Below are 22,737 nucleotides of genomic sequence, written 5' to 3' on the forward strand. Positions count from 1 at the left end.
ACCGGATCAAGCCGCCAGGACCCGACAAGGTGGCAAGTTGTCAGCGCTCATCCTCAATCCGGTGCATATCATCATCCGAGAGACCGAAATGATGACCGATTTCATGCACCAGGACATGCGTGACGAGCTCGCCGAGCGTGATTGCGCCATGATCAGCCCATTCGTCGAGGATGGGACGCCGGAACAGCACAACGCGATCAGGTTCGGGCGACGGATCCGCCAGTGATTTTTGCGACAAGTCGACGCCGATATAAACGCCGGTCAGCTCGAATGGATCGGCAAGTCCGACTGCCGCCAGCGTCTCGGCATCGGCGAAATCGGCCACAAAGACCTCCACGCCCTTGCACAGGGCCAGCATTTCCGCCGGCAGGGCCTTCAAGGCTTGGTCGGCAAGACGCTCGAAGTCATCGAGGGACGGGGCGACGCGATCAGCATTCATTCTGGCGGGCCAATTTGTTTCATGATGTCAGTTTGAATGCAGGTTGCCGTCTTGCACAGGCGGGACTGCAGCCTAGTCTGGCATAACGCGTGGGGAAGTGGGGAAGTAGCATGTTGCGTCGTCTCGTTATCGGCGGCCTGGTCGGCCTGGCCATGATTTCCGATGCTTGCGCCCAGGCCGGTTTGCCAACCGTCGCGGCACCGGTTCCGGACGATGCCGTGTTCGGCCCGCCGCCCGAATTCGTGAACGAAATCGAACCCCAAGACCCCGATGCGGCTGTTTTCGATAGTTTTGGCGGCGTCCGCTATCTGTTGATCGATGACCAGCACGACGCCCGGGACGCCGAGCCTTCGCTCTACATCCGACGCGTACGCGAGGCGATCAATTCGTCCGGGATCGATGCGCTCGCCAGTTTCCAGGTCTCCTTCGACCCGTCCTACGAAGAGGTCGTCTTCCACCATGTCCGTCTGACCCGGGATGGCGAGACGCTCGACCGGCGCGACCGGACCCAGATCGAGTTCGCACGCCACGAATCCAATCGCGACCGTCAGATGCTGAACGGCGAGGTCACAGCCCTCGCACGCATTGATGATGTTCGTGTCGGCGATACTGTCGACTATGCCCTCACGATCCGCGGCATCAATCCGACCTTCAACGGGCGTGATTTCCGGCGCTTCGGACTGAATTGGGGCGTCCCTGTCGAGCGCCGATCGATCCGTTCACTGTGGCCCCGCGGCGAAGCGCGTTTTCACGACATTTCACTTGCCGGGATCGAGGCTGATATCGAACATCGCAGGCGCCGCGATTACGAGGAATTCCGCCTCGCTCCAACACCCCGGGATGTCATCAATGCCGAGCGCGGCACACCGATCGGGATTGAGCAACATCCCGTTCTTCGTATCTCGAGCTATGCCGACTGGGCCGATGTGGCTCGCTGGGGCACGCCACTGTTCACGCTAGAGACTTCGGATGCAGTGCAATCGCTGGCCGCTGACCTGTCTGCCGCGCATGACACGCCAGAGGCACGGCTCATGGCTGCCCTGCGTTTTGTCCAGGACGAAGTCCGCTATCTCGCCCTGACCTATGGCGAAGGTTCTTACGCCCCCGCCGCGCCGGCGGACACGCTGGAAACCCGGTACGGAGACTGCAAGGCCAAATCGGCGCTGCTGGTGGAGCTGGCCCGGGCGCTGGGTTTCGAGGCGGACGCAGCGCTCGTCAATCTGGATGCCGGGCGCGGAATCGACCGGCGCGAACCCTCGCCGGGGGCGTTCAATCATGTGATCGTGCGCTTGCGGCACGATGGGCGCACCCTATGGCTCGACCCGACGCGGTCCAGCCAGGGCGGCACCCTGGAGCATGTGACTCAGGCTGATTACGGCTTTGCGCTGCCGCTCGACGGGAGCGGCGAGGGCCTGGTCAGCATGGACGAAGCCGCCCCGGTTGCCGGACCGACTTTGATCATCAACGAAACGCTCGACCTTTCATGCGGCCGCAACGAGCCGGCCCGTCTGACGGTCGAGACCATATTGAGCGGCGAGGACGCCGACATCAATCGCGCCCGCCTGGCCCGCCAGGGTCTTGGCGGCCTGCAGCGCGCCTATCTCGATTTCTACAACCAGAATTTCGGCGCCGCCGATTATCTGGAACCGATCGAGATCGAGGATGATCTCGACGCCAACAGGCTGGTCATCCGCGAACGTCTGGAACTGCTCGCCCCCTATGAGGATGGCGCACAGGAGGGCGCCTATGCGGTCCGCTACCGTGCTCACGGGATCAGCGAGGTCGTCGACAGCAATTCCGAGCGGCGACGCGTCACACCGCTCGACGTTGCCCACCCGACCCATATCCGGCATGTCGTTGACTTGGTCCTGACCAATAACGGGGCGGGTTGGACGCTTGATACCCAAGCGACCGTTCTAGAAAATCCAGCCTTCCGCTACAGCTACACCTCAACCCATCTCGGCGCTGTTTACCGGATGGAATTCGAGACAGAAACACTGGCCCATGACGTGCCGCCCGATGCGACCCTCGAGGTGCTGCGCGAACATCGCGAGATGATCAACAGCCTCTATTTCGGCTTCGATATCACCGAGCCTGTCGATTGAGCGCCGCTTGAAGCGTGAACAAAAATGGAACAGACTGGCGGCATGAGTCTTGATGATGTCGCCTCCGCCGCCAATCCCCAGATTGACGACGCACAAGCCCTGATGCGCGGTGCCGCGCGCCTGCTCTGGCATATGGGATTCAGCGCCATCCCCGAATTCATCCTGCCGGACGGGCGCCGCGCTGATCTGGCGGCGCTCGGACGCAAGGGCGAGATCACCATCATCGAGATCAAATCCGGCATCGCCGACTTCCGTGCCGACAGCAAATGGACGAACTATTCCGGCTATTGCGACAGGCTCTATTTCGCCGTCTCGCAACGCTTTCCCCACGACGTCATCCCCGAAGAGGCCGGCCTGATCATCGCTGACGGATTTGGCGGTGCCATAGTCCGTGAAAGTCCGGTCCTCACCCTGGCGCCCGCGCGCCGCAAGGCGCTGACCCTGCGGTTCGCGCGCGCCGCTGCCGACCGGTTGATGCGGACAGGCGAACCCGGCAGCGAGTCAAACCCCGTGGCCGGCTAGGCATCTACCGTGCCGGTGACCCGGTCGACGACCTGCAGGAAGGCCTGCCAGCGCGGCGCAAACCGGCTTTCGACGGCATCGCGGACCGGTTCGGAGGCTTTTTCAGGTGAACCGCTGTCGACAGGTGGGTGCGGATCATATTCCAGGCCGAGCTGGATGGCCTCGGCCAGACCATCGCCGCAGACTTCCTTGACGATAGTCAGGGCGAAATCGATACCGGCCGTTACCCCGCCACCGGTAAACAACTTGCCGTCGCGCACCACGCGCTCGCGGACCGGCTCAGCGCCAAAGCGTGCCAGGGCCGGATGATATCGCCAGTGGGTCGTCGCCTTGTGGCCTTCCAGCAAACCCGCCGCGCCGAGCACGAAGGCACCGGTGCAGACCGAGGTGATGAATTGCGCGTCCTTCGCCTGGTGGCGCAGAAAGGCGAGTATTGCAGCATCCTCCATGGCGGCATCGACACCCCAGCCGCCCGGAACACAGATCAGGTCAAGCTGCGGGCAATCCTCATAGGCGGTATCGGCAAGGATGAAGGGGCCACAATCGGTCCGGACCGGACCCGCAGCCTGTGCGACCAGATGGACGGTTGCGCCCGGTATCCGGTTGAGCACTTGCAAGGGGCCGGTGAAATCAAGTTGGGTGAGATCGTCAAAGAGCAGAAATCCGATATGGCGCAATCTGGTCATCCAGGCCTCCATTGCCAGCCGGCCGACGCTAGGCTTGGCTTGGATGAACGACCATGACAAAACCCGATCAAATCCGGTCAGACCGCATCGGCGTCCTTTGGTGTGACCCGCCACGGCGGATCAATGCGGTTCTCGCCTGCATGGTAGAGCTTGATCCTGTGCCCGTCCGGATCGATCAGGACCGCCTCACGCCATAGCCAGCTTTCGTCGCGCGGGCCGGACTCGAAAGCGAGACCCTCCGCCCGCAATCGCCCGACAACGGCATCGACATCATCGGATTCCAGATAGATGACGGCACCCGGATGGACCGGCGTTTCGAGGTGCAGGGAGAAGGTCGTGTCGCCTTCCGGCGCCAGGAAACGGCAATAATGCGGGCTGTCGACAAGAAGCCGGAAGCCAAGGCGCTCATAGAAGGCTTTGGAACGCGCGATTTCAGCGACCGGAAGCGTGATCTGGTTAAGGCGCATCCTCCGGCTCCTCGCTCGCTTCGGGCGCCACACGGGCATCGGCAATGCGATCAAGCGGCCGGATGAGCCGGTCGACGGTCAGGTCCGACATCAGATAGGCCCAGTCCTCGGTCCGGGCATTGATCGCCGCGGTCTCGGCCTCGGCATCGTCGGTGATCGCCGACGCCGTGATCAAAGCCCAGCGCGTATCGCCAAGGGCTTTGACATCGATCCGGACACGCAGGCCGGAGAATGTCTCGGCAGTATGGCTGGCGACGAATTCACCCCCAAGCCGATCAGCCCGGCGGACGTCGCGAAACCGGACCCTTCCCAGCGTCGCCGCCGGGCCATTTCCTGCCGCAGCGGTGATCATCTGCCAGCCGCCCGGGCGCCGAAGCGAGAAATTGCGTACCGACGTCGCCGCGCGTTCAAGCCGATAGTCCGGACCGCTCTCCGGCTGCACGTCCACGCGCGCGATCTCGTTGATGCCGAGTTCGAGAAAGTCGAGATCAAGCCAGGCATCGGCCGGCACCAGGTCGGGCCGAACCACTGCGCCATCCCCCAACCGTGCGGCAAAAGCCCGATTGCGGCCGGGCTGACGCACATAGACCCGCTCACCGCGGGTTTCGCCCAGCAGGATGTCGGCCAGCGCCGCGCCATCGGCGCCGCTGACTGTTATCCGCGTGCCACCACCTGCCTCGCCAGGCTCGGCAAGGCCGATGCGGGCCAGTCTTTCGGGATTTGCAGTTCGCGCACCCTCATAGGTCAGGGCTGCCAGATAGGCATCCAGTTCCGCGAGACGCTCGGGACGGACCGGATAGCCATCCCGGCTCGGCATGCGCCAGACGCCTTCGACCTGTTCGAGGCTGAACCGCTCTTCGCCGGCAATCTCGATCGCGCGCGCCGACTCGACGGCGCTGTTCCAGCCGGGCAGGACGGGGCCGCTTACGACAGGGCGCCAGGTTTCGCGGGCATCGAGGATGATGGCGGTGATTGCGAGCCCGGCCAGAATGAAGGCGGCGCCCGCGGCAATCGCTAGCTGGGTGCGACGACGCTGGTCGGGACGGGATATCATGCGCGCCTCCGCCGACGCCGAACCACCGAGCCGAGAATGCCGAACAGTATCACGAGAGCGGGAGGCACACCGATCGTCCAGAACTGCAGGTCCGCGTTCAGGGCATCAATATCGCGCCGGAAATCGCGTTCGATGGCGCGCAAGTCCTCGCGGGTCTGCTGGATTTCCTGACGAAGCCGCATGGCCTCCTCGCGATCACTCACCCGCGAATCCGCCAGCAATGCGGACGCCTGACCGCTTTCCAGCAGCGCGTCGAGCCGGGCCTCGGCGTCCTCGATCTGGGCCTCCAGCGCGTCCTGGGCAGCGACATAGCGCGCCTCGGCTTCCGCTCGCAGGTTCTCAACACGCGTCATCGGGCGCAGGGAGGGTGTTCGCGAGCGCAGGCTGACGAGCGCCGGATCACCGGCGGCCATGTCGACCAGATTGAGCGCGAGGGTGAGATTGTCCGCCACATAACTGGTGCCGGTCCCGGGGTCATTGCGGACGTAAAAACTGTCATCGAGCCAGTCCACATCCGCCACGACCGCGATGTCGACCGGCCCGTCGGACAGCGCCCGATGATCGGCCGGGTTGAACGGGATGTCTGCGGCCGGCGGGCCGTCCGGGAAAGCGGTCTCGATCATGCCGGTCAGGCGAACCGCAAGCACGGGCGGTTCGTCATGCGGAACATAGGCCTCCAGCAAGGCGTCCGGTCCCGGAGCCCCAGCCGCGATATCGGCGTCAAGAAGCGCCCCTTCCAGGGATGTTTCCAGCAGCGGAGTGAGACGCAGATCCGGCAGAGGATAAAGTGCCAACGCGCCGGGCGAGCCGAAATTCAGGCCCAGATCCAGCGTCGCGGTCGCGATATCAGTCGCGCTGATCTGCGCCCGCCCGAGCGCAAACCAGAGTGGATAGGCACGGCGACGCGCCCGGCCGTCCGCCTCCACGATCTCGACAGGCAAGCCGAGCTGGCGATCCATCGCCACGGTCTCGGGATCGAAGCCAATGCCCCAGCGCGCCAGCAGCGGCCCGAGGTCGGAGGATCGCCGGGCATTGAGCGGCGGCAGCCCGTCCGGGCCCGGCCGCAGCGCCATGTGGGCGAGCGGGTCAATGAAGGCCACGACCCGGCCGCGCGACAGGGCGAACTGGTCGAGGAGATAGGTCTGAGCTTCGCTCAGCGGGCCGGGATGCAGAATGAGCAGGGCGCTGGCGTCCGGGATGGTCTCGAAATCGCGCGCCAGCCAGACCAGATCATAGGCAGCGTTGAGCTCGCCAATGAAAGTGTTGGGCGCGCCGTCATCCGGGCTCAGCGGCAGGCCTGTGAGCACGGCCAGACGCGGTCGCGACGGCCGCTCGATATCGACAATCAGTCGGGTCAGCTCATATTCAAGCCGAGCTTCGGCCTCTTCACGGAACAGCGGGATCACCGCCTGGTCGTCGACGGAGTTGCGCGCCACCAGACCGAAGAAGAGGCGGTCCCCGCCCTCGGTCGGCATTGGCGTCAGCCCCGCCGCGAGGGCGGCATCCTCATCGGCCGAGAAGGGTTCGGGATCGGTCTCCGAGAGTTGTATCCGGCCACCGGACCGATCCGCATAGGCGATCAGGAATTCCCGGATCCGGGTCGCATAGGCGCGGATCGCCGGATATTGCGCGGCCTCGGCCCGCGAATAGTAGAAATGCCATTCAACCGGCTCGTCCAGCCGGTCCATGACCGCAATGGAGCCGTCCGACAGGCGATAGAGCCCGTCCTGGGTGAGGTCCAGCCGTGCGCCGCCAAGCCAGCGGCCTGCCAGATCATTGCCGGCGAGGAAGACCAGGACGAGGCTGATCAGCATGAGCGGCAGAAAGGCGGTACGTTTCATCGCCCACCTCCGCGCCGTTCCGCTATCAGCACACCGGCTAGGGTCAGCGATGTCACGATCAATCCGATGAAGTAAGTCAGGTCCGACAGGCCGATCACGCCGTGGCGAAAGGCGCTGTAATGCTCGAGCGCACTCAGGCCGGCAACGAATTCAGACAGGGCGGCCGGCGCATTCTCGCCGAGCGCCGACAGCACGAAGGGTAGGCCGGCCATGGTCAGCAAGAAGGCAGCGCCAGCCCCCAGAACAAAAGCAACAACCTGGTTCGACGTCGTCGCGGACAGCGCCTGACCCACGGCAAGATAGGCCCCTGCCATAAGCCAGGCACCCAGATAGCCGGTTGCGATCGCGGCATTGTCCGGTGCGCCGAGATAATTGACGGCGATCCACATCGGAAAGGTCAGGCCGAGCGCAATTGCCGCGATCGACCAGGCGGCGAGGAATTTGCCGCCCGTTGATGCCCAGAGCGGGATCGGCAGCGCCATCAGGAATTCAAGGGTCCCGCGGTCGCGTTCCTCGGCCCAGGCGCGCATGGCCAGGGCCGGCATCAGGACGACAAAGAGCCAGGGCAGATAGTCGAACATCGGGGCCAGATCGGCCCGGTTGGTGTCGAAGAAGCGCCCGATATGAAAGGCAAAGGCCGGCGCGCAAAAGGCAAAGACGGCCAGGAAGACATAGGCCAGCGGCGTCTGGAAATAGGCGGTGAGCTCGCGCCGGTAGACGGCGTGCAGGGCATGGATCACGCTGCCACCCCTTCGTCGCTGCCCGATCGGATCTGGGTCAGCGCCCGGAACGCCGACTCGATGCTGTTGTCCGGTCCTGTCGCTGCCAGGGCATGCGGCGTGCCATCAAACCGGACGCGGCCGCGGTCGATGACAATGGCGCGCGAACACACGGCCGGAACCTCTTCCAGGATATGGGTCGAGATAATGATGGCCTTTTCGGGCGCCATGTCGCGGATGAGCTGACGCACCCCGTCCTTCTGGTTCGGATCGAGCCCGTCCGTCGGCTCATCGAGGATCAGCACAGCCGGATCATGGGCAATTGCGGCAGCCAGGGCGGCGCGACGCTTGTAGCCTTTCGACAGCGTCCCAATCGGTTGTCCGGCCATTTCGCCCAGATTGGCCCGCTCGAGCGCGAGGTCGGTGGCACGGTTGAGGGCTCCGCCGGAAAATCCGCGGGCCCGCAGACCGAACATCACAAATCCACGCGGCGTCATGGCCGGGTAGGCCGGCGCGCCTTCCGGCAGATATCCCAGACGGGATTGCGCCTCGAGACGGACTGTCGAACAGTCATAGCCGGCGATCGAGGCGCTGCCACCGTCAGGCTCGAGCCCGCCGGCCAGCATGCGCATGGTCGTCGTCTTGCCGGCCCCATTGGGACCGAGAAAACCGAGCACTTCACCGCGTTCGAGGGTGAAGCTCACACCATCGACCGCACGGAAGGACCCGAAATCCTTGATGAGATGATCGGCAACCAGCATGGTTCGCAGGGCTCATGATCTGACGGGACTAGCGTTAGCGCGCCGCGGCCCGCTTGGCCAGAGGCAAGGCAAGTTGTCTATTTCATGAGGGGAATTGGGGGTGTCGACCGGACCGCAGCCTCTTGACCCGGGGGGCTGGGGGGGCTGTCTAAAACCAGGCTGGGAGGCATTGTTGCGACCGGCCGACCTGTGAGACGGTGGTCGGGCGGTATGGCCGCAACGCGCCCAGAATGTGGCGACTTTGCGGCACCGCGTGAAATGTTTGTAAGCTGGATGAACCGATTCAACCAGTGGGAGAAAAGCCCGTGCAATCCCTGACCCCATCCGCGAAACGCAAGCCGGAACCGGTCATGTGGACCCGTCGCGAGCTCGACGCGATCCTGCGGGTTTACGGCCGGTTCGTCGCCCAGGGCGAATGGAAGGACTACGCGATTGACGGGTTGAAATCGGAAGCCGTGTTCTCGATCTTCCGGCGGCATAGCGAGATGCCGATGTATTCGGTGATCAAAACCCCTGCCGACGCCCATCGCCAGGGTCAGTTCAAGGTGGTCGCCATGGGCGGCCAGATCCTCAAGCGCGGCCACGATCTCGCCCAGGTGATGACCGTGTTCGACAAGAAGAAATTCCGGGTCATCGACTGATCATCAACGGTACGGGAGACAAGAAAAACCCCGGAGCAGGTGCTCCGGGGTTTCTTGATTCAGACGTGCAGCGCGTTGCTATTCGCGGCTGCCGAAGAGCGACAGGATGATCTGAAACATGTTCACGAAGGCAATATAGAGGTTAAGCGCCCCCATATTGGTCATGACAGCCATTGAGCGCTGGTCGCCTGCAATCTGGTAGTAGGTGACCTTCAGGGACTGGGTTTGCCAGGCGACAACGCCCGCCATCAGAAGCAGGACTGCGAACTGGAGAAGCAGCTCCAGCATGCCGGACTGGAAGAAGATGAAGTTCAGCACGCCGAGCGCGACAGCGCCGAACACCGCCATGAACAGAAAGCTCTGCATCGGCATCAGATTGCGCTTCGTGGTGTATCCGAAAACCGACAAGGCCATGAAAGCACCCGCCGTAATCACAAAGGCTTGCGCAATTGTCCCGAAATCAACTGACAGGCTGCGTCCGCCGACCGACTGAACGACCTGGCCGGACGATGCGATGATCACCCAGAAGCTCAGGCTGGCACCGATCAGTGTGACGATCGCCCAATACAACACCGCGCTCCCGATCGGAGACGGGTTGCGCATGAAGAAGCTCGAGCCGATGAGCAGGGCCAGGGGCCCCCATTGAACTGCGAAAAGCAACGGCGTTCCGAACACGAGATTGGTCAGCGGGGGGTAGGTCCCCACCGCGTAGGCAATCGCAGCGGACAAAAGCAGGCCAAGGCCCATCTTGTTGTAGACGCCGAGCATGAAGCTGCGCAGGCCGGCATCCACCGACATGTCCAGCGAGCCGGCGCCGGAATAAGTGCGGGAAAAATCGTTCATTGTGGACGTCTCTCTTGTCTACACGCGCCAAACCAAGGCGCTTTGTCGCTAATATATCATGTTCCCCGGGACGGAAGGCAAGTTTCCGCCGTCACAAGAAGGGGGGACTGGATGGCCGCGAATCCCCCATTCGGCCGGGCATTGCCCCGGCGCGTGAAATCGCCCTAGTTGGAAGGCCAATTGCCTGGTGACCCATGACCCTGCGCCTGTTCGCCGCCATCCCTGTCCCCGACATCCTGCACGCCGAGATCCGGCGCCTGCAGAAAGGCGTTCCGGGGGCGCGCTGGCGACCGCATGAAAACTTCCACATCACGCTGCGCTATTTCGGCGAGCTGGATGAGCGACGGGCCGAGGATCTCGATGCCGAGCTGGCCAATATAGCGATGCCCCCATTCGAGCTTTCGCTGCTGGGCTCGGGCTGGTTTGGCAAGCTGGACCCGCGCGCCTTGTGGCTCGGCGTCCGTCCCAGCGCGGCGCTGAGCGAGCTCAATGCGCGGTGCGAGCGCGCCGCCCGCAAGGCCGGGCTGGCGCCGGAACACCGCAAATTCCACCCACACATGACGCTGGCCTACCTACAGGGAACGCCCATCGACAAGCTGACCCGCTTTGCCGAGCGCACGGGCGGGTTTGCAACCGAGCCGTGGCGGGTCACCCATTTCACGATGTACTCCAGCTGGACCTCACGCGGCGACGCCAACATCTACGAGCCGGAAGCCGACTATCCTTTGCTCTGATCCGGACCTGCACCCGGGTTGGGGCCGAGGTCCGAGATCAGGCCGACGACAGCCCGCTCGATCATGTCGAGCACGTCGTCAAAGCCATCATCACCGCCGTAATAGGGGTCCGGGACCTCGACACCCGGTTCACCGGCCCAGTCCATCATCAGGCTGAGGCGAGCACCGCCTTTGGCGCCCGGCATTCGCCGCAGGAAGCGCAGATGGCTGCCATCCATCGCGATGATGTGGTCAAACCGTCGAAAGTCCGCCGGATCGACCTCGCGTGCCTGCACCACCGAGAGATCATACCCGCGGCCGGCCCCGGCAGCGGTGGCGCGAGGGTCGGGCGCCTCGCCGGCGTGCCAGCCGCCCGTCCCGGCGCTGTCGACATGCCAGTCGAGCCCGGCATCGGCGGCCCGCCGGCGCGCGACCGCATCAGCGGTCGGCGAGCGACAGATATTGCCGGTGCACACGAAAAGAAGCCGCATCGCCTCAGCCACTGACCGAAAAGGCACCCGGCAGGACAGTCAGGGACCAGTCATCGCCGATCGCATGCAGCCAGAAAATATCGCCATAGGCATCTTCAGGGAGACGCCCGTCACCATCACAGCCCGCAGCTTGCGCGGCCTCGGTGCCGGCATGGGCTGCCATCCACAGGCAGGAGGTGTTGGAATGCTCTCCGACCAGGGTCCAGCCTGTCGCAGCAGCATTGACCTCCGCAAAGGCCTCACTGCGCCGACGCGATACTGTGGAACCCTCGGTACAATCGACCGCATACCCGTCCACCGCCTGGTGAGCGACCACCGGTATCCCGCCGGCAGCGGCCGTCAGGCGCGTGCGGCAGGCGGCACTGGCATAGGCGCGGTCGACCGGTGTGTCGCCAAGCAGCTCTGCCAGTCGCGTCACCATTGCCTCGCCCTCCGGACTGAGCGGGCACGCCATGTCATTGCAGTCGGGCGAAATCTTGATGGCATGGCGCACCACCAGCACATGGCGTTCGGCCGCCATCAGGTTTACGCGTTCGGCCTCTGGCGCCAGCGCCAGAAGCTCTGGACGCACGAAGCTTGCGACGGGCTCGCTGCAGGCGGCCAGGCAAAGCGCGGCGGCGGCCGCAGTCAGAATCAATTTCATCAAGATATCCTCCCGCGCGCACCCTAGCGCGCCGCTCCCGCGACGCGAAGTGATCAACCGGCAAGGTGTTATTCGCCGTCGGCGGGCTCGTCCTGGACCCGGATGCGTACCGCGACACACGTGCCGGCACCGGGGCGGCTTTGGATCGAAATGTCGCCGTCCATCAGGCGCGCCAGGCGACGGCAGATTGACAGGCCCAGACCAAAATCGCCGCCGGCCTCCGAGGCTGCACGCCCTGTCAGGCGGGCCAGCAGTGCATCATCCATCCCGACACCGGTATCGATGATCGCATACTCAACCCAGCATTTGCCAGCGCCGGCCGGACGGTAGCTGACCTTGAGCGTGACCGACCCGCTTGGCGTGAACTTGAGCGCGTTGGAGACGAGATTATTGAGAATCTGGCGCACCCGAACGGGATCACCCAGCACGGATCGACCGCTTTCTTCGTCAATTTCCAGGACAAGTTCGAGTCCCTTCTCGCCGGCGAGCGGCTCGAAAAGGCCCATCACCGTCCGCGCCATTTCATCCGGCCGGAAGGGGACGCTTCGCAGCTCAACGCGATCATTCTCGAGCCGGGCAAGATCGAGCACATCGGTAATGCGCGAAAGCATGGCCTGCGCGGATCGCTCGATGGTCGTCAGTAATTTCCGCTGCGAGGCATCAAGATCGGTATTCGCCAGAAGGCCCGACAGCCCGAGAATACCGTTGATCGGCGTCCGCAATTCATGGCTCAGCCCGAGCATGAATTCCGACCGCGAGCGGCTCCGGGCGCGCTCGGAATTGGCCCGCGCCTTGAGCTCGGCCTCAACCTCGGTGCGATTGTCGAGTTCGTGTTCGAGCGCTTGCCGAGAATTCTGCAAGCCTCCGAGGATGTCGGTCATCCGGCGGAACAACCAGATAAAGCCTATGGCGAGAAATGCGGTCGCCAGGAAATCTGTGAACCAGCGCAGCTGGTTCTGGATGAATGCGGTGAGCGGCGGCAGGCCGGAATCTTCAATGAAGAAAGGACCGAACAGCAGCACCACAGCATCGAGCAAGTGATAGAAGGCCCAGACCATCAGCCCGATTGTCAAAACCCCCACCGGTCGCATGGCACCGGCGTCCGCGAGGATCTGACGATGGCGATACATGTAGACGATCGCCACAACGGGTGCTGCGGCGAACAGGATATCCAGCAGCACTGTCAGCAGGATAGAGCGCATCTGCCCTCACCCTCCGCTCGGACCCATTGTCGATATCATGCTAGGGCCAGGCCTTGTAAGCACAATTACCCCATTTTGATGGGGCCAGATAAGGTCCGCGCTCTACCGGGCCCTGTAAAGTAGTTCTCTGCCAAAAGAATTTTTCATTCATTGCGGTTCGCCGCCCCCAAGCGATGCCCGTCAGTCGTTCTGACCGAGGCGGCGCTTGCGACGCGCCAGCAATTGCAGGCGCAACGCATTGAGCCGGATGAAGCCCTCGGCGTCCTTCTGGTCGTAGACGACGTCTTCCTCGAAGGTGACGTGCTCGAGCGAGTAAAGCGAATGCTTCGAGGCGCGCCCGACCACATTCACCGAACCCTTGTACAGCTTCAGCCGGACATCACCGGTGACATGGGTCTGCGACTGGTCGATGGCCGCCTGCAGCATTTCGCGCTCCGGCGAGAACCAGAAGCCTTCGTAGAGAAGCTTGGCATAGCGCGGCATCAGCTCGTCCTTGAGGTGGGCAGCACCGCGATCCAGCGTGATCTGTTCGATCCCGCGATGGGCCGCCATCAGGATGGTGCCACCCGGCGTCTCGTAAATGCCGCGCGATTTCATGCCGACGAAACGGTTCTCGACGAGGTCAAGGCGGCCGATACCATGCACGCGTCCAAGCTCGTTGAGCCGGGTCAGAAGTGTAGCCGGGCTTAGAGCCTCGCCATCAATGGCAACGGCATCGCCTGCCTTGAAGGAGATGGTGACATATTCCGGCTTGTCCGGCGCCGATTCCGGCGATTCCGTACGCTGGTAGACAATGTCATCGGCTTCTTCCGCCGGGTCTTCCAGCAGCTTGCCCTCCGACGAGGTGTGCCAGAGATTGGCGTCGACCGAAAAGGGGGCTTCGCCGCGCTTGTCCGTGGCCACCTGGATGCCATGCTCCTCGGCATAGCTGATCAGCTTGGTCCGCGAATTGAGATCCCACTCGCGCCAAGGTGCGATCACCCGCAGGTCCGGATCGAGGGCATAAACGCCCAGCTCGAAGCGGACCTGGTCATTGCCCTTGCCAGTCGCGCCGTGAGCGACCGCGTCAGCGCCGGTGGCGTGGGCGATCTCGACAAGCCGCTTGGAGATCAGCGGTCGGGCAATCGAGGTGCCCAGCAGATAGAGGCCTTCATAGACCGCATTGGCGCGAACCATGGGAAACACGAAATCGCGGACGAATTCCTCGCGCAGATCCTCGATGAAAATCTCCGACACGCCCGCCGCTTCCGCCTTCTTGCGAGCCGGCTCGAGTTCCTCGCCCTGGCCCAGATCAGCGGTGAAGGTCACGACTTCAGCGTCATAGGCGTCCTGCAACCATTTCAGGATGACCGAAGTGTCCAGGCCGCCGGAATAGGCAAGAACGACCTTTTTGACAGGCTTTTTCGCGGGCATGAGCAAATTCCTTCTCGATTTGCCCTTGCGCGTAGCGCCGCTCTTGCTGGCAGGCAAGTGTTTCGCGGCAGTTTCGGCACGATCGTGACGCAGCGGATGCTGGACAGCGCAGCGTTCCTGCCCATTCTGGCGCCATGACCGCGCCCGGAAGTGATCCCTTTGCCCGCTTTGTTGCCCGCCCGGCCCGTTTCGAGCAGGCCGCCGGCACGCCGGATTCCCGGCATGCGCTCGCCCGCGATGTCAGCGAACGCGCTGCCGCGCTGGGCCTGGCAGATATGGCGAGCCTGCGCGACTGGCTTCAAGGCACCGGCCTTGCGCCGGACCGGCTGCCCCGTCTCGCGGCGATGGGCGCACTTGGAGCCGGCCCGATCGACGAAAACAGGCTCGCATCGAGTCTCGAAACCGATGCACTAACCCTGCTGCGACACGCCTTGGACGGCAATCTGGCCATTCCGCATTTCGGACATTTTGCCAACCGGTTGAGCAATATCTTCGCTTATGCCCGCGATGCCGTCGGCGGGGCCCTTGCCGACTACATTCCCGAGCTCGCGAAACAGGATCCCGACGCATTTGGCCTGGCAGCCTGTACGATCGACGGGCAACAGATGGCGCTGGGCGATGCCGATACCGGCTTCTGCCAGCAATCGGTGATCAAGCCGCTGATCTATGCCCTCGCCATGGGCTTGAACGGCGAGAGCCAGGTTCATCGGCATGTCGGCCGGGAGCCGTCTGGTCGCCGCTTCAACGAACTGGCCCTCGACCCCGACAACCGGCCGCACAATCCGATGATCAATTCCGGCGCCATCATGTGCAGCGCCATGATCCGGCCGAACCTGCCAGTCGATGCCCGCGCCCGCCTGCTGGAGCGCTTCGTCCGCTCTGCTGCCGGCGGAGGCGAGGTGACAATGGACCAGGCGGTCTATGAGAGCGAGCGCGCCACGGCCCGGCGCAACCTGTCACTAGTCAAGCTGATGGACGAGCATGACGCCTTCCCCGAAGGCTCCGATCCCGATGATGCGCTCGAGCTGTACTTTCGCGCCTGCGCGGTCCGGCTCGATTGCCGCCAGCTCGCAACTGTTGCCGCAACGCTCGCCAATGGCGGCGTCTGCCCGACAACCGGGCACCGGGTTATCGACAGCCGCATTGTCCGCAACACGCTGTCGCTGATGCTCACCTGCGGCATGTATGACTATTCCGGCGAATACGCTTTCACGGTCGGCCTGCCAGCCAAGTCCGGGGTCTCCGGCGGGCTGATGATCGTTGTGCCCGGCGTTGGCGGTTTCGGCCTGTGGAGCCCGCCGCTCGACCGCCAGGGCAATCCGGTGCGCGGCATCGAGGTGTCCAGGCGCCTGGTCGAAGCCTTTCCGTTTCACATCTTTGCCGGTGTGACAGAAGCCTAGTCGACCTCGTCCGGAGTTGCGGTCTGGCGATCGGGATCGCTGCGCCAGACAAGATAGGAATAGACCATTCCCACCACCGCCGGCGTCAGGGCCAGGACCAGGACCAGAAACACCTGCCGCTCCGGCGGCACGAACCAGATCGAGACCAGGATTGCGAGGCCCGCGAGCACCATCAGCCGTCCGGTCAGCCGGTGTGTCTTGTCCCAGGCCAGATCAGAGGACAGGGTCCAGGGCGTCCGCACCCCGACGAACCAGTTCGGCCGCGCCTTGCCGAGCACATTGCCGAGCAGGACGAAGAGCGCGCCGACTGCGGCCAGGGTGAGCATCGGCACGAAGCCAACGCCCTCATTTGCGATCCAGCCCAGCCCCAGGGCCACGAACGCTGCCTGCAAGGCCAGCAGCAGCACAAGCGCGCCAAGCCATGCGGTGTTCAGCACCACCCGCGAACGTTCAAGATTGCGACCACGCGGATCGATTGCAGGCAAGACCGCGAACACGGCGCTCAAGCCGATCATGACCGCCGGCAGTAGCAGAAAGGCCTCGGCCCGGCCGCCATAGCGATCCGGTTGGCCATCCACACCCCAGTGGACCGGAATTCGGGTCTCGCCGTCGGTACCGAACCATCCCAATGCGGCCAGCAACAGGGCCGGCGCAATCAGGGCGGCCGACCGGATCAGGGCGTTTCGCATGCTTAGTCCTCCTCATCGGCTCGCTGGCCGCTTCCAACAAGCTCCAGCAGCCAGCCAAGGGCCTCGTCGGCCACCGTCACATTGAGCCGGTAGACGATGGTCGTCCCGTGTCGCTCGGCGGTGACCAGTCCTGCCTCTTTCAGAATCGTGAAATGGCCGGACATGGTTGGTTTCGAAACCGGAAAGCGCGCCGCCAGGTCTCCGGCCGATTGCGGCCCGTCCCGCAAGACGCGCAACACGTCGCGGCGAACCGGGTGGGCAAGGGCCTTGAATACATCACTCATGGGCTGCGCATTCCTCTCGCCCCGGTCTTAATTCGGTATACTCCTAATTACAAGCGACGCGGCGAACCCTGCCGAATCCGGCTGGACAGGCTGCGCAGCACTGGCAAGCTGCTCGCGCGCCCGCCCTGACCGCAAGGATCGACCCATGCTGGACCCCGCACTCGTCCCCATTTTCCTCGCCGGCGCCGTCGCGCTCGCCCTGACGCCCGGTCCGGACATGGCCTTCACGCTCGCAACGGCCGCCTCTCGCGGCCCGAAGGCCGGCCTCGCTGCCACGGCCGGTATCATCACGGGCGGCGCGATCTGGACTCTTCTGGCGGCGGCGGGCCTCGCCGCTCTCCTGGCGACCGTGGACCACGCGCTTTTGGTCGTCCGCTATGCCGGCGCGGCCTACCTTCTCTACCTCGCCTGGAAGACATTTCGTCACCTTGATGCCCCGATGGAGGCGCGCAGCGCCGCCAGCGTGGCCCGCGCCTTCCGGCGCGGATTGATGACCAATCTCCTGAACCCCAAGGTCGGGCTCTTCTTTCTCGCCTTCCTGCCGCAGTTCACCAATGCAGAATTGTCACCGGTCTGGCTGCAGATGCTGGTGCTCGGCGGCATTTTCTTCGCAATCGGGAGCCTGGTCCTCACCGTGGTTGCGCTCACCGCAGGGCGGGCCCGGATCATGCTGGGCCGGTCGGCCACGGCGCGGCGCCTGTTGAACGGATTGTCGGCCACCGCCTTCGGCGGGCTCGGTCTGCGCTTGATTCTGGTCGACGACGCGGCTTAAAAGCGCCGCATGTCACATGCCGATCCCCGCCTTATCGTCGCGCTCGACCTGCCGACCACCGACGCCGCCTGGTCTCTCGTCGAGTCCATCGGCAATACCGTCAGCTTTTACAAGATCGGGCTCCAGCTGTTTCCGATGGGAGGCATGGATCTGTGCCGCAAGATCAAGGCGACCGGCAAACAGGTCTTTCTGGACTTCAAGCTGCACGACATCCCGGCAACCGTTGAGAAGGCTACACGGTCCATCACCACGGGCGGCGCCGACCTGCTGACCATCCATGCCGAGCCCGCTGTCATGCAGGCTGCGGTGGCTGGACGCGAGGGTTCAGACCTCAAACTGCTCGGCGTGACGGTCATGACCTGTTATGACGACGCCATGCTGGCCGAGATGGGCTATGCCTTCGGCGCGCGGGACCTCGTCCTGCGACGGGTCGAGCAATCGCTGGAAGCCGGTGTCGATGGCGTTGTGGCCAGCGCCCACGAAGCACGGGAAATCCGCGCGCGTTTCGGCAAGGACCTCCTGATCGTGACGCCCGGAATTCGCCCGACCGGTGCCGATATCGGTGACCAGAAGCGTGTCGCCACCCCGGCCAGCGCATTGTCCGACGGGGCCAGTCATCTGGTGGTCGGCCGTCCGGTCAATGCGGCGCCGAATCCGAAAGCGGCCGCCCAGGCCATTGTCGACGAGATTGCCGCAGTCTGATCCAGGCGCCCGTTGCAGAAAAATTACTGGCCGACGAGCTGCGTCCGCAAGGTTCCGCGGGCCTGCATGCGCAGTACCGGTACGTTGGACACCTGGCCGGGCGGCAACAGGCTGGCGCGGCCCGCTCCATCAATCACGATAATGCCGCGATAGCCGTACTGGATGGTCGGCACCTGGCCGACCCCGCCAACCAGGCCGCCGCTGAAGAAGCTGTCATCAAGCTGAACCGTCCCGCCGGATGTCGGAGCGGTGGCCGCCGCCGGCAGCGGGCGCCCCCGGGCGGCCTGGGGCCCTTGCCGTCGAGCAAGAGGCGCCGGGGCCGACACCACGTCGGGTCGTTGCATCACGGGCGCCGCGCCGGCCAGCTGAGGCGAGGGCGCGCGGACCGACGCAGCATCGACCGTGTCCGGCATTTGCGTGAAACGGCAGGGCGGCCCGGCATAATCGCCCGCCAGGGCCTGCCGGATATCATCTGCCGAACACTCCCGCTCAAGCCGAGCCTGGGCCGATGCCGGGCCTGAAACCACCAGCAGGGTGACGGCAAGAACCGGAAAAAGGGCGACGTGATGTTTCATTCCGGCACACTAGCAGCCGTTCAATCCGCCACGAAGTGTCTGCACCGCTGAGGCGAAGCGCTGTCCGCCGGATCACGCGGCAGGCGGTGCCCGGCGAACCGAATCCAGCCACTCGAGCGCCGCCGGACGGGTCCGGAAAACCTGGACGCAGAGCCGGTCGCTGTCGCGCGGCAAGGCCGCCCAGACAGAGGCCAGCACTTCCGCAAAGGGCGACAGGACGAGATTGGCGGCATAAATGCGCTCACCCGGAGCATGCTGCGCCTGCCAGTCATCAACTGCCTGGCGGATCTCGCGCACCGCATCAAAATCGACATCGCCGACCGACATATCGACCTCAAAGACCGATAAGCGGTTGAAATACGGACGCCATTCGAGGTGGGCCGCAGCCCGGTCATAGGCATCCATAAGCGTATCGCGGTTGATTTCACCGCGCCAGACAAACTCGGCAAATCCCGCCTCGGCGTGAATCCGGACCTCATTGCGACCGTTCCCGGCCCGGTCAGAAGTCACAAATAATGCCCTTCTTCTCCCAATCGCCAAACCGCGTCGGCTCCGGCCCCTTGCGGCCGCCAAGCTCGGTCGGCCCGCTGTCGGCCTCCGCCGCCTGGCGTTCGGCCGTGGCTCGACGCTCCGCCGCTTCAGCGAGGGCGCGCCGGGCCGCCGGGCTCAGCGCCTTGCCGGTGCTCTGGGAGGAGGGAATTGGGCCGCTGCCGGTCCCGTCTTGCTGATCATCCTGGGTCATCCCATCTAGATAATCCGCGACGACTTCCGCGCCAAGACAAACAGGCCCCTGCAATGACAGCCAACACACTTCGCACCTTCCTTCTCCTTGCCGGCATGACTGCGCTCTTCATGGGGATTGGCTATCTGCTTGGCGGATCGGCCGGCGCCTTGCTGGCGCTGGTTGTTGCGGCCGGGTTGAACCTGTTCGCCTGGTGGAACTCCGCCGACATGGTGCTGCGTCTGCACGGCGCCCGCGAGATCGGACCCGCCGAGCGCCACCCGGCGCTGCGCCAATATGCCGGCGATGTGGAGCATCTCGCACGCCGCGCCGGCCTGCCCATACCGCGCGTCTTCGTGATCGAGAGCGATCAGCCCAACGCCTTTGCCACCGGCCGCGACCCGCAACATGCTGCTGTGGCTGCCACGACCGGCCTGCTGGAGCGGCTGGGACGGACCGAGATCCAGGGTGTGATGGCGCATGAACTCGCGCATGTAAAAAATCGCGACACGCTGACCATGACAGTGACGGCGACGCTCGCCGGCGCCATCGGCATGCTCGCCAATTTCGCCTTCTTCTTCGGCGGCAACAACCGGGCGGGCCTCATCGGCTCGCTCGCCATGATGATCTTTGCCCCGATGGCGGCCATGCTGGTACAGAGCGCGATCAGCCGCGCCCGCGAATACGAGGCTGACCGCGTCGGGGCCGAGATCAGCGGTGACCCGATGGCCCTGGCCAGTGCGTTGGAGAAGATTGAACGCTCGGCCCGGCGCACGATGAATGCCGGCGCGGAACGCAATCCGGCGACCGCGCACATGTTCATCATCAACCCGCTCAACGGCCAGCGCATGGACAATCTGTTCTCGACCCATCCCGACACCGCCAACCGGATCGACAAGCTGCGCCAAATGGCGGGCGCGCGGGCCAGTACGGTGCCAGGGCCCTGGTCACAGCGCGGGCCCTGGGGCTGACAGCGCGGCTACCCGGCATCGACGGGCAGGCGCCTGCGTGCTAGCTCCGCGCCATGAGTGACGGACTTGCCCCGCGCCGCGCTGCGGCCCTTGCCTATCTTGCCGTGGTCAAAGAACGACGCACCCTCGAAGCGGCGCTCGACCACACGCCCGATTTCAACGCGATGAGTGATCGCGACCGCGCCTTCGCACGCGCGATTGCCGCGACCACCTTCCGCCGGCTCGGGCAGACGCGCACCGTTCTCAACGCCCTGCTGTCACGACCCCTGCACGAGACGTCTGAAGGCGCCCAGGCGCTGCTGATCACCGGGGCAACGCAATTGCTGTGGATGGAAGGGGCGCCTCATGCCGTCGTCTCCTCAACCGTCGAGCTGGCCCAGGAAAGGGCTGACGCGCGCAAGCTGAAGGGTCTGGTCAATGCCGTCCTGCGCAAGGTCGACCGCGAGGGGCGGGACCATCTCAAACAGACACTGCCGCGTGACAATCTTCCAGAATGGCTGCGCGAAAGCTGGCGGGCCGCCTATGGCCCCGGTACGCTGAGCCGTATTGCCAATGCCATCACAGTGCCGCCACCCCTGGACCTGACGGTCCGCAATCCGGACGAACGTGACATGTGGGCGGCGCGCCTCGAGGCACGGATACTGCCCAATGGCAGCCTGCGCCTGCCGGTTGTCGGCGATGTCCGCGCCCTGCCAGGCTATCGCGAAGGGGCTTGGTGGGCGCAGGATGCGGCAGCGGCCATTCCAGCCACCCTGCTGGATCTCAAGCCCGGTTCCAACGTGATCGACCTGTGTGCCGCGCCGGGCGGCAAGACCATGCAGCTGGCCGCTAGCGGGGCTGACGTGATTGCCCTGGACCTTTCCGACAAACGCCTCGACCGGGTCCGGGAAAATCTCGGCCGGACCGGCCTCAAGGCGACCCTGATCGCGGACGATGCGCGCAGCTTCAAGCCGCGCCAGCTTGCGGACGCCATACTGCTGGATGCGCCCTGCACTGCTACCGGCACCCTGCGTCGCCACCCGGAAGCCGGCTGGATCAAGCGCGAGGACGACACGCTGCGCATGGCCCGCCTGCAGGACGAGATGGTCAAGGCCGCGGTCGCCATGCTCAAGCCGGGCGGTCAGCTGGTCCTTTGCACCTGCTCGCTGCAGCCGGAAGAGGGTGAATTGCTGGCTGGCCGGATTTCCGGGCGCCACAGACAGCTCAAGGAGTCGCCCGTCAGAGCGGCCGAGCTGCCTGGCCTTGAAAGCGCGATCACGCCCGCCGGCTGGGTCCGGCTGACCCCGGCGCTATGGGCCGAGCAGGGCGGAATGGACGGATTTTTCATCGCCCGGTTCGTGAAACGCACCGGATAGGCTCAAAACCGGCCGCAAGGACCGCGTTCGACTTGCGCGGTTTCGGCCCCACTGTTATCGGATCGATATGGGCACTCCCGTTATCATTTCCCCGTCAATTCTCTCGGCCGATTTTGCCAAGCTGGGAGAAGAAGTTCGTGCCATCGACGAAGCCGGTGCCGACTGGATCCATATCGATGTGATGGACGGGCATTTCGTGCCCAACCTGACGATCGGTCCGGCCGTTATCAAGGCGCTCCGACCGCACACGAGGAAGCCTTTCGACGTGCACCTGATGATTACGCCGGTGGACCCCTTCATCCGCGATTTTGCCGAGGCCGGTGCCGATATCATCACCGCGCACCCTGAATCGGGACCTCATTTCCACCGCACAGTCCAGTCGATCAAGGCGGCCGGCGCCAAGGCCGGAGCCGCGCTCAATCCGTCGACACCTGTCGAGGTGATCGACTATGTGCTCGACGAGCTCGACCTGGTGCTGGTGATGAGCGTCAATCCGGGTTTCGGTGGGCAGAGTTTCATCTCCAGCCAGCTGAGAAAAATCGAAGCCATCCGGGCCCTGATCGACCAGCGTGGCCTGGCGACACGCATCGAGGTCGATGGCGGCGTGAACCCGCAGACTGCCCGCGATTGTGTGGCGGCCGGGGCCACGGCGCTTGTCGCCGGATCGGCGGTGTTCAAGGGCGGCCCGTCGGCCTATCGCGACAATATCTCAGCGCTGCGTAGCTGAT

At 64.4% G+C, this 22,737-nt stretch carries 27 protein-coding genes; 10 read left to right on the top strand and 17 right to left on the bottom strand.

Features of this window, described 5'->3' with window-relative positions; translation table 11 throughout:
* Positions 1–40: 40 nt before the first annotated feature.
* A complete protein-coding gene (locus QZZ02_RS08455) occupies positions 41–439 on the bottom strand; it encodes a metallopeptidase family protein (protein WP_291843653.1) in 399 nt (132 codons plus the stop codon).
* A 110-nt stretch (positions 440–549) separates the two neighbouring features.
* Here QZZ02_RS08455 and QZZ02_RS08460 point away from each other — a divergent pair, with 110 nt between their 5' ends.
* Both QZZ02_RS08460 and QZZ02_RS08465 read left to right on the top strand, forming a co-directional pair.
* On the top strand, positions 550–2,544 hold the full coding sequence (locus QZZ02_RS08460; RefSeq protein ID WP_291843654.1) for a DUF3857 domain-containing protein: 1,995 nt from the start codon (positions 550–552) through the stop codon (positions 2,542–2,544).
* Between the two features lie 42 nt (positions 2,545–2,586).
* Positions 2,587–3,066 carry an MmcB family DNA repair protein gene (locus QZZ02_RS08465; protein ID WP_291843655.1) on the top strand — a complete coding sequence of 160 codons (480 nt, stop codon included), beginning with the start codon at positions 2,587–2,589 and terminating at the stop codon, positions 3,064–3,066.
* Here the strand turns inward: QZZ02_RS08465 and QZZ02_RS08470 are convergent.
* The 6 genes from QZZ02_RS08470 to QZZ02_RS08495 all read right to left on the bottom strand — a co-directional run bounded on the left by QZZ02_RS08470 (position 3,063) and on the right by QZZ02_RS08495 (position 8,594).
* Entirely contained in the window at positions 3,063–3,752 is a 690-nt protein-coding gene (locus tag QZZ02_RS08470; protein ID WP_291843656.1) for a DJ-1/PfpI family protein, read from the bottom strand. The genes QZZ02_RS08465 and QZZ02_RS08470 overlap by 4 nt on opposite strands.
* Before the next feature lie 77 nt (positions 3,753–3,829).
* Entirely contained in the window at positions 3,830–4,219 is a 390-nt protein-coding gene (locus QZZ02_RS08475; protein ID WP_291843657.1) for a VOC family protein, read from the bottom strand.
* Positions 4,209–5,273 (bottom strand): DUF4340 domain-containing protein, encoded by a 1,065-nt coding sequence (locus QZZ02_RS08480; protein ID WP_291843658.1) that lies wholly within the window; start codon positions 5,271–5,273, stop codon positions 4,209–4,211. The genes QZZ02_RS08475 and QZZ02_RS08480 overlap by 11 nt, the downstream gene beginning before the upstream one ends.
* Complete coding sequence (locus QZZ02_RS08485) at positions 5,270–7,114, bottom strand: Gldg family protein (protein WP_291843659.1); 1,845 nt, start codon at positions 7,112–7,114, stop codon at positions 5,270–5,272. Before QZZ02_RS08485 ends, QZZ02_RS08480 begins: the two co-directional genes overlap by 4 nt.
* The gene (locus tag QZZ02_RS08490) at positions 7,111–7,854 is read right to left on the bottom strand and encodes an ABC transporter permease (protein ID WP_291843660.1); all 744 of its coding nucleotides are present in this window, start codon (positions 7,852–7,854) and stop codon (positions 7,111–7,113) included. The genes QZZ02_RS08485 and QZZ02_RS08490 overlap by 4 nt, the downstream gene beginning before the upstream one ends.
* Entirely contained in the window at positions 7,851–8,594 is a 744-nt protein-coding gene (locus tag QZZ02_RS08495) for an ABC transporter ATP-binding protein (protein ID WP_291843661.1), read from the bottom strand. The genes QZZ02_RS08490 and QZZ02_RS08495 overlap by 4 nt, the downstream gene beginning before the upstream one ends.
* Positions 8,595–8,899: 305 nt before the next feature.
* Here QZZ02_RS08495 and QZZ02_RS08500 point away from each other — a divergent pair, with 305 nt between their 5' ends.
* Positions 8,900–9,235: a DUF2794 domain-containing protein gene (locus QZZ02_RS08500; RefSeq protein WP_291843663.1), complete on the top strand. Its 336-nt coding sequence runs from the start codon at positions 8,900–8,902 to the stop codon at positions 9,233–9,235.
* Between the two features lie 78 nt (positions 9,236–9,313).
* Here the strand turns inward: QZZ02_RS08500 and QZZ02_RS08505 are convergent, their stop codons facing one another.
* On the bottom strand, positions 9,314–10,078 hold the full coding sequence (locus QZZ02_RS08505; protein WP_291843664.1) for a Bax inhibitor-1/YccA family protein: 765 nt from the start codon (positions 10,076–10,078) through the stop codon (positions 9,314–9,316).
* A gap of 194 nt (positions 10,079–10,272) precedes the next feature.
* On the opposite strand from QZZ02_RS08505, the gene thpR reads away from it, so the two are divergent.
* Complete coding sequence (gene thpR / locus QZZ02_RS08510) at positions 10,273–10,812, top strand: RNA 2',3'-cyclic phosphodiesterase (protein WP_291843666.1); 540 nt, start codon at positions 10,273–10,275, stop codon at positions 10,810–10,812.
* Here the strand turns inward: thpR and QZZ02_RS08515 are convergent.
* From QZZ02_RS08515 to QZZ02_RS08530, 4 genes are all read right to left on the bottom strand, one after another.
* Positions 10,797–11,282: a low molecular weight protein-tyrosine-phosphatase gene (locus QZZ02_RS08515; RefSeq protein ID WP_291843667.1), complete on the bottom strand. Its 486-nt coding sequence runs from the start codon at positions 11,280–11,282 to the stop codon at positions 10,797–10,799. The two genes, thpR and QZZ02_RS08515, sit on opposite strands and share 16 nt — an antisense overlap.
* Positions 11,283–11,286: 4 nt before the next feature.
* Positions 11,287–11,925: a histidine phosphatase family protein gene (locus QZZ02_RS08520; protein ID WP_291843668.1), complete on the bottom strand. Its 639-nt coding sequence runs from the start codon at positions 11,923–11,925 to the stop codon at positions 11,287–11,289.
* A 68-nt stretch (positions 11,926–11,993) separates the two neighbouring features.
* Entirely contained in the window at positions 11,994–13,127 is a 1,134-nt protein-coding gene (locus QZZ02_RS08525) for an ATP-binding protein (protein ID WP_291843669.1), read from the bottom strand.
* Between the two features lie 180 nt (positions 13,128–13,307).
* The gene (locus QZZ02_RS08530; protein ID WP_291843672.1) at positions 13,308–14,540 is read right to left on the bottom strand and encodes an argininosuccinate synthase; all 1,233 of its coding nucleotides are present in this window, start codon (positions 14,538–14,540) and stop codon (positions 13,308–13,310) included.
* Between the two features lie 134 nt (positions 14,541–14,674).
* Between QZZ02_RS08530 and glsA the strand changes: the two genes are divergently transcribed.
* Positions 14,675–15,940: a glutaminase A gene (gene glsA / locus QZZ02_RS08535; RefSeq protein ID WP_291843673.1), complete on the top strand. Its 1,266-nt coding sequence runs from the start codon at positions 14,675–14,677 to the stop codon at positions 15,938–15,940.
* Here the strand turns inward: glsA and QZZ02_RS08540 are convergent.
* Both QZZ02_RS08540 and QZZ02_RS08545 read right to left on the bottom strand, forming a co-directional pair.
* Entirely contained in the window at positions 15,937–16,629 is a 693-nt protein-coding gene (locus QZZ02_RS08540) for an SdpI family protein (protein WP_291843674.1), read from the bottom strand. The genes glsA and QZZ02_RS08540 overlap by 4 nt on opposite strands.
* Before the next feature lie 2 nt (positions 16,630–16,631).
* Positions 16,632–16,913, bottom strand: coding sequence for an autorepressor SdpR family transcription factor (locus QZZ02_RS08545; RefSeq protein ID WP_291843675.1), 282 nt, complete (start codon positions 16,911–16,913; stop codon positions 16,632–16,634).
* 145 nt (positions 16,914–17,058) lie between these two features.
* Between QZZ02_RS08545 and QZZ02_RS08550 the strand changes: the two genes are divergently transcribed.
* The gene (locus tag QZZ02_RS08550; protein WP_291843676.1) at positions 17,059–17,685 is read left to right on the top strand and encodes a LysE family translocator; all 627 of its coding nucleotides are present in this window, start codon (positions 17,059–17,061) and stop codon (positions 17,683–17,685) included.
* 9 nt (positions 17,686–17,694) lie between these two features.
* The gene (gene pyrF / locus QZZ02_RS08555) at positions 17,695–18,387 is read left to right on the top strand and encodes an orotidine-5'-phosphate decarboxylase (protein WP_291843677.1); all 693 of its coding nucleotides are present in this window, start codon (positions 17,695–17,697) and stop codon (positions 18,385–18,387) included.
* Between the two features lie 23 nt (positions 18,388–18,410).
* Here pyrF and QZZ02_RS08560 read toward each other — a convergent pair whose 3' ends face one another.
* The 3 genes from QZZ02_RS08560 to QZZ02_RS08570 all read right to left on the bottom strand — a co-directional run bounded on the left by QZZ02_RS08560 (position 18,411) and on the right by QZZ02_RS08570 (position 19,704).
* Positions 18,411–18,962, bottom strand: coding sequence for a hypothetical protein (locus QZZ02_RS08560; protein ID WP_291843678.1), 552 nt, complete (start codon positions 18,960–18,962; stop codon positions 18,411–18,413).
* A 72-nt stretch (positions 18,963–19,034) separates the two neighbouring features.
* Positions 19,035–19,472 (bottom strand): hypothetical protein, encoded by a 438-nt coding sequence (locus QZZ02_RS08565; protein ID WP_291843679.1) that lies wholly within the window; start codon positions 19,470–19,472, stop codon positions 19,035–19,037.
* Positions 19,462–19,704: a DUF1674 domain-containing protein gene (locus tag QZZ02_RS08570; RefSeq protein ID WP_291843681.1), complete on the bottom strand. Its 243-nt coding sequence runs from the start codon at positions 19,702–19,704 to the stop codon at positions 19,462–19,464. The genes QZZ02_RS08565 and QZZ02_RS08570 overlap by 11 nt, the downstream gene beginning before the upstream one ends.
* Before the next feature lie 53 nt (positions 19,705–19,757).
* Here QZZ02_RS08570 and htpX point away from each other — a divergent pair, with 53 nt between their 5' ends.
* From htpX to rpe, 3 genes are all read left to right on the top strand, one after another.
* A complete protein-coding gene (htpX, locus tag QZZ02_RS08575; RefSeq protein ID WP_291843682.1) occupies positions 19,758–20,654 on the top strand; it encodes a zinc metalloprotease HtpX in 897 nt (298 codons plus the stop codon).
* A gap of 53 nt (positions 20,655–20,707) precedes the next feature.
* Positions 20,708–22,009, top strand: coding sequence for a transcription antitermination factor NusB (locus tag QZZ02_RS08580; RefSeq protein WP_291843683.1), 1,302 nt, complete (start codon positions 20,708–20,710; stop codon positions 22,007–22,009).
* Positions 22,010–22,076: 67 nt separating this feature from the next.
* A complete protein-coding gene (gene rpe / locus QZZ02_RS08585) occupies positions 22,077–22,736 on the top strand; it encodes a ribulose-phosphate 3-epimerase (RefSeq protein WP_291843685.1) in 660 nt (219 codons plus the stop codon).
* The last annotated feature ends 1 nt before the right edge of the window (position 22,737 follow it).

Origin of the sequence: Maricaulis sp. (assembly GCF_015665295.1) — a bacterium.
GTDB lineage: Bacteria > Pseudomonadota > Alphaproteobacteria > Caulobacterales > Maricaulaceae > Maricaulis.